We start from the raw sequence: 6081 nt of genomic DNA, 5'->3' as shown, positions 1-6081 counted from the left end.
CTTTTGTGAAGTAATATCAACATTACCTAATGTAATAATTGTATTTTTGCCCTCAGCTTTTATGGCAGTTTCTTCGGCATCAATTGTACCACTTTCCATTGTGATTTCACCACCTTTAGCGGCATTAAGGCCAATCTGAAGGTCTTTAATAGTTGTTTTGCCTTTTAGAAGAATTTTGCTGTTCGACCCCTCAACTGTTGCACCTTTTCCTTTTTTTGTATCAGCGCCGATCAGTGTTAAATTTTTACCAGTGATTTGACCACCTTTTTTAGCGCCATTTTTTACGGCTTTAGATTCTTCCTTTTCACCTACATAAAGAGCACTTTTTTCGGCACTCTCAGCCTGATAAGTTTTGCTCTCACCGGCGTCTACTTTGTTTCCTTCAAATTCAGCTTTGTGTTCAGCAACAGCAACATTAAAATGAGCACCAAATAAAATTATAGCAGCTGCAGCCGTACACGATAAAAGATAATTTTTACACATAAGGATTTTCCTAACTTATAAAACCCACATTAATCCCCCCGCTTATAAGAAAGATCTTATAAGAAGGATATGGAATAGATAATTTTCATTAATTGAAGTAAATTATTTTTTCTTATATGTAAAGATAAAAATGATTTTATATAAATATAAAAATATTTATTATTTATGAACATAATGTATTTATGTTTTATTTAATATATTAAACATATTGTTATTATTATTAATACATAATGTATTAAAATTTTATTTTAACAAAGAGTCAATTTATCATATTTATACTTAAAATAAAGGTTAAATGATAGAAAAATATCATCTTTAATAAGATGTCATACTGCTAATTTATATTGCTATTTAAAATATTGATAAGTTTTTCGTTTTTCTAGAAAATAATAGAATGGCAGAGAATAGCCTTATCAAAGAAGTAAAAATATAAGAAGGTAATATTTTGGATTCTTTTTTAGAAGCGAAGAGGCATAAAACAAAAGGCAGTACAATGACTGCCTTTTTTGGGAGTTAATATCTGTATCGTTTTAGAAATGATAACGTATTCCACCTGAAAAAGAGGTCCCTGATACACCTGCTTTTTGAAGCTTGTGCTGGTGGTTAACATCTGCATACACTCGGATTTTTTTATTCAATTGTGCATTGATCCCTATACCACATTCAATGGAATTTCCCATGTGATCAAGATGGAAGGTATCGCTAATCTGTATTGTATCATTGTCACTAAAAGTGTTGATCATGTTTAGTTTTCCATAAATGGAAGTAGCATGACCTTTTTCTACTGCAGTGACAGTTTTGGTTAAACGTCCACCAATACGAACTAACCATTGATGAGGATTATTCATATTGATTTCAAGATTATCATCATCTGAAATGTGATCAAACATCAAACGCTGATAAGTAAACTGTGCTTGTGGTTCAAAGATCAGCCCTTCAACGCCTGTTATAATTTGTTGACTAATGGTTGCAGAAGCGCTCAATGTGTTTACATCATCCAATTTTGCAATATTTCCGATGTTAGCAACTTTAATATGTCCTTTCACAAAGCTATAGGAAAAGAGTGTATCCAGATACAGGCCATTCCGATGATGCAAACTACTGAAAGCTGAGATTGACCATTTATCAAGCGTACTTTTGATAGCACCTTCCATATTTTTGGGAGTAAAGGATATTTGACCATAAGCACCTAACAGACCAAGATGTGTGGTGGTGTTTTGATTTTCAAGAGCGCCTAATGCAACACCTGCTTGTACACCACTATAACTAATATTAGCACCGTAACCATATTCGAGAGCACTGTAGTTGGATGATAAAGTTGCTGTATTACCGTAAGAAGATAAGAAGAAATTTTTCTTATTATTTCTACTCTCCAATGATACTGTTCGTATATTGGTTAACAGTGCATTTTGCTGACTGATATTAGAGAAGCCAGTAGAGAATAAAACATTTGGTATCACCAAATAGCTGGCCATTTGTGGTACAAGAGCCTTCACCTTCAATTGAGAGTCAAGATAGGCACTCTGCAAACGAAAATCCCAATATGGCCTATCTGGGCCAAACATATTTTGATTTTCCCCCTGACTAGAATTGTTAGGATCGTAGGCATTCAGTATATATTTATATGGTAGCCCCTTCATTGTGGTGTAGCCATTTGCTAATTTAAAGGAGTCTTTATTTGCTTTTCCAGAAACTTGGATGAGTGAGATGCCACTTTCATTTTCAGAAACTGAAGTATTTTCTTCTGTTTTATTATTTCCTTTGATAGTGTTGACATAGACTGTAGTTGTCCCTGATACATCACCGTTAATCACAAGTCGATCGGTCTTTTGATCTTTTGTTTTAAGGCCATTACTCCATTCAGTGTTGAAGTAAATTTTTGTATCACCTTTTGCGTTGTAGATTTTTGAAGAGTTGTTTGGGACTCTTCGATCATCTGCGGCTTCTGGTATTACAGGTCCTACATATAATATTTGATATTGGTCATCTGTTGGCTTATCAAAAAAAATGGTACTGTTATTAAGGGTAAGCTTAGAGACAGTAGAGTTTGATCTAGCAAAAATATCAATCAACTGTCCATCTTCACCATTTTCATTTGGCTCTTTTTCTTCTTTACTGATCTTTAATATCCATACTGTACCTTTTAAAAGGTTAAAGACTGTTTCAGTTTCTTCTCCAGTTCTGACACCACCTTGTAAGATTGAATGGTTTGCGTTTAGTTCAAGAATTGCTTCATCATAAGCTTTCTTAGTGTTTAATAAAACATCAGCATGGATTTCTGAATTTTTAAGAAGGATGTTACTCTGTCCAGATTCTACTAATGAAATACCTGCTTTCTTTGCTTCGATTTTTACATCAGTTAATTTAATTCTACCTCCTAAATCCTGAATTTCCATACCGTTTTCTTTTGCTTTTATGGAACCTTTTTCCATTATGATGGTGCCTCCATTGTAAACGAGAACACCTGTCTTTCCTGTTTCGATTTGTACATCAGCTAATTGAATTCTGCTTCCAGAATCCTGAACTTCTACACCGTTTTCTTTTGCTTTGATGGAACCTTTTTCCATTGTAATGATAGTGTCCTTGAAAGCAAAAAGACCTATATTTTCTGTTTCGATTTGTACATCACTTAATTCAATTTTACTTCCTAAGCCTTGAGTTTGCACAGCATTCTTTTTTGCTTTGATGGAACCTTTTTCCATTGTTATGGTGCCGTTTTTAAAAGCAATAAGGCCTAAACCTTCTGTCTCAATTTGTACATCAGCTAATTCAATCCTGCCTCTAAAATCATGAGCTTCTACACCGTTTCCTTTTGTTTTGATGGAGCCTTTTTCCATTATTATGGTGCTTTTTTGAGAAGCAATAAGCCCTTTTTCTTCTGCTTCAATTTGTATATTACCTAATTCAATTGTACTTCCTACATCCTGAGTATGTACACCACTCTTTTTTGTTTTGATAGAGCCTTTTTCCATTGTTATTGTGCTGTTTTTAAAAGCAATAAGGCCTTTTTCTTCTGTCTCGATTTGTACATCACCTAATTCAATTTTACTTCCTGAACCCTGAGCATGAACGCTATTTTTTTTTGCTTTGATGGAACCTTTTTCCATTGTTATAGTACTTTTTCCAGAAGCAATAAGGCCTTTTTCTTCTGACTCGATTTGTACATTGCCTAATTCAATTTTACTTCCTGAACCATAAGTTTGCACACCGTTTTCTTTTGCTTTGATGGAGCCTTTTTCCATTGTAATATTGCTGTTGTCTTGAGCAAAAAGACCTATATTTTCTGTTTCGATTTGTACATCACCTAATACAATTTTACTTCCTAAATTCTGAGTGTGCGCACCATTCTTTTCTGTTTTGATGGTACCACTTTCCATTATGATGGTGCGACTGTTATCAACAAAAAGGCCTTTATTGATTGATTCATCTTGAGGTACATAAACACTATTAATTTCAGTATTTGCATTTAAGTGAGTACTACAGAATAAAGCGACTAAGGCCGCGCAATATGACAGATAATTTTTACACATAAGAGAACTTTCTATAATTTATAAACTCTGTAATTTGCTCTTTTAAGAAGAATCCAAAACAGATAATCTCATCAAATTAGAGTAAACGATTTTTATTGATCTATAAAAGCAAATATGTCATTTATAAAGCCAAAATGTGTTTTAATTTTTGTTAAACATATTATTTTTTGAAATATGTATTTTAAAAATAAAAAAGATGGCAATATAGTGCAACGTTACCTTTAATAAACTATGATATAAGCCTATTATAAGATTTCCTATTAAAAGCAGACATCATTTTCACGCAAGTTTTGTTTTTTATGATTTGAGCAGTAAGAGTGGGGAAACAGCTGTTAAGCAGCTGTTTTTCTTTATTTTACGCGAGTTTTTTTCTCAATATAATGGTACAAATCTATGATTGATAAATTTTTGGCTTTTCTTTCTTCTTCCGGGAATGCTCTCCATAAACTAGGAGCGAAGCGCCTTATTGCGCTTGGTATAATTGGATTAACCTTGTTTGGAACAATTTTGTTTTCCAGCTTTTATTTAACGCGTCCTGTTTATGAAACGCTTTATGTTGGCCTTTCACGTGATGATGTGAATCGAATGGGAATGGCATTGGGTGAGGTGGGGATTGCTTTTGATGTTTCTGCTGATGGCAGTACTGTTCAGGTTCCTGTGGGACAAGCAGAACAAGCGCGAATGTTTCTTGCGGAAAAAGGCTTGCCAACATCAAACAATGCAGGATATGAATTGTTTGATAATATGGGATCCTTAGGGCTCACATCTTTTATGCAAGAAATCACACGCCAACGTGCTTTAGAGGGCGAAATTGCACGGACGATTCAAGTTGTACAAGGTGTAAAGGCAGCACGTGTCCATATTGTTTTACCAGACAAAGGATCATTCCGTAAGGCTAATCAGAAGCCTACTGCTTCTGTTGTGATTCGTACTAATGGTGGTTTTGCCGTTGAATCTGCTCAGTCTATTCGTCAATTGGTGGCAGCAGCTGTTCCTTCACTTGAAGCAAGCTCAGTGACGGTGATGGACACACGTGGACAATTGCTTGCTTCTGGGGTGGATGCAATGAATGGAACTTCGATGATGATGGCATCTCTTGAGCAGCAGGTTGCCTCGCAAATTGATGCGAATATTCGTAAACAATTGGTTCCTTATCTTGGTCTTGATCACTTTCAAACCAGTGTGCAAGTTGTTTTAGACACAGACCGTCGTCAAACAAATGAGACCGTTTTTGACCCAGAATCACAGGTTGTGCGTTCTGTGCGTTCTGTGCGTGATCAGGCTGATAGCCAAAATAATCGTAATAGTGATGCTGTGGGTGTAGAACAAAATATTCCACAAGAAGAAATTGCCAATGGTAGTGGAGAAAGATCAACGGATAAAAAAGATCGCCGTGAAGAGACTACCAATTATGAAATTAACTCTAAGACTATCTCTACAGTTAGCGATGGTTATAGTGTGAAGAAATTAGCTGTTGCTATCGTGGTAGATCGTGCACGTTTGACCCTTCCAGATAGTACAAAGCCAACCTCTGAAAGTGCTCTTAATGAGGAAATAAATCGCATCCAGCAGATGGTTGCGACGGCAGCAGGACTTGATCCAAAACGTGGAGATATCATCAATGTCACAGCTGTTGATTTTATCGGTCATACTGAGTCTGATATGATACCTGTTCAAATGCCTCTTTGGAAATTATTGTCACGTTATACATCTGCTTTAATCAATGGAGTTGCTTTAGTGATCGCTGTTCTCTTGATTTTATTCTTAGGTGTACGTCCTTTGATGCGTGAAATGCGGGAAGGAAAAAAGGCACTTGAAAACAGTAAAAACGCTATGGCTGATCTTGAAAATATACCTGCTTTGGAGCACCAATATCAAGCGAATGCAGAATTTAGTGGAATTACAGGGACAAGTGATGATACACATGATGCACTTCACAATTTACGTAATCGTATGCGCGTCCCACCACAGAATCGTCTTGAGCAAATGATTGCAATGGATGAAGAACGTTTTGCTGGAGTTTTACGTGAATGGATTAATGACACCAATACAACTGTGGCCGCTTAGA

The 6081-nt window shown here is 35.6% G+C and carries 2 protein-coding genes and 1 pseudogene; 1 reads left to right on the top strand and 2 read right to left on the bottom strand.

The genetic code is table 11. From position 1 onward, the window contains the following. Positions 1 to 483: pseudogene (locus T420_RS07365) on the bottom strand (autotransporter outer membrane beta-barrel domain-containing protein); the annotation flags it as partial. 530 nt (positions 484 to 1013) lie between these two features. Continuing rightward, a complete protein-coding gene (locus tag T420_RS0106740; protein ID WP_013544821.1) occupies positions 1014 to 4013 on the bottom strand; it encodes an autotransporter outer membrane beta-barrel domain-containing protein in 3000 nt (999 codons plus the stop codon). Positions 4014 to 4406: 393 nt separating this feature from the next. Here T420_RS0106740 and fliF point away from each other — a divergent pair, with 393 nt between their 5' ends. Continuing rightward, positions 4407 to 6080 (top strand): flagellar basal-body MS-ring/collar protein FliF, encoded by a 1674-nt coding sequence (fliF, locus tag T420_RS07095; RefSeq protein WP_013544822.1) that lies wholly within the window; start codon positions 4407 to 4409, stop codon positions 6078 to 6080. The last annotated feature ends 1 nt before the right edge of the window (position 6081 follow it).

It is taken from the genome of Bartonella clarridgeiae ATCC 51734 (genome assembly GCF_000518185.1).
GTDB classification, from domain to species: domain Bacteria; phylum Pseudomonadota; class Alphaproteobacteria; order Rhizobiales; family Rhizobiaceae; genus Bartonella; species Bartonella clarridgeiae.
This window is presented reverse-complemented; position numbering and strand designations above follow the sequence as displayed.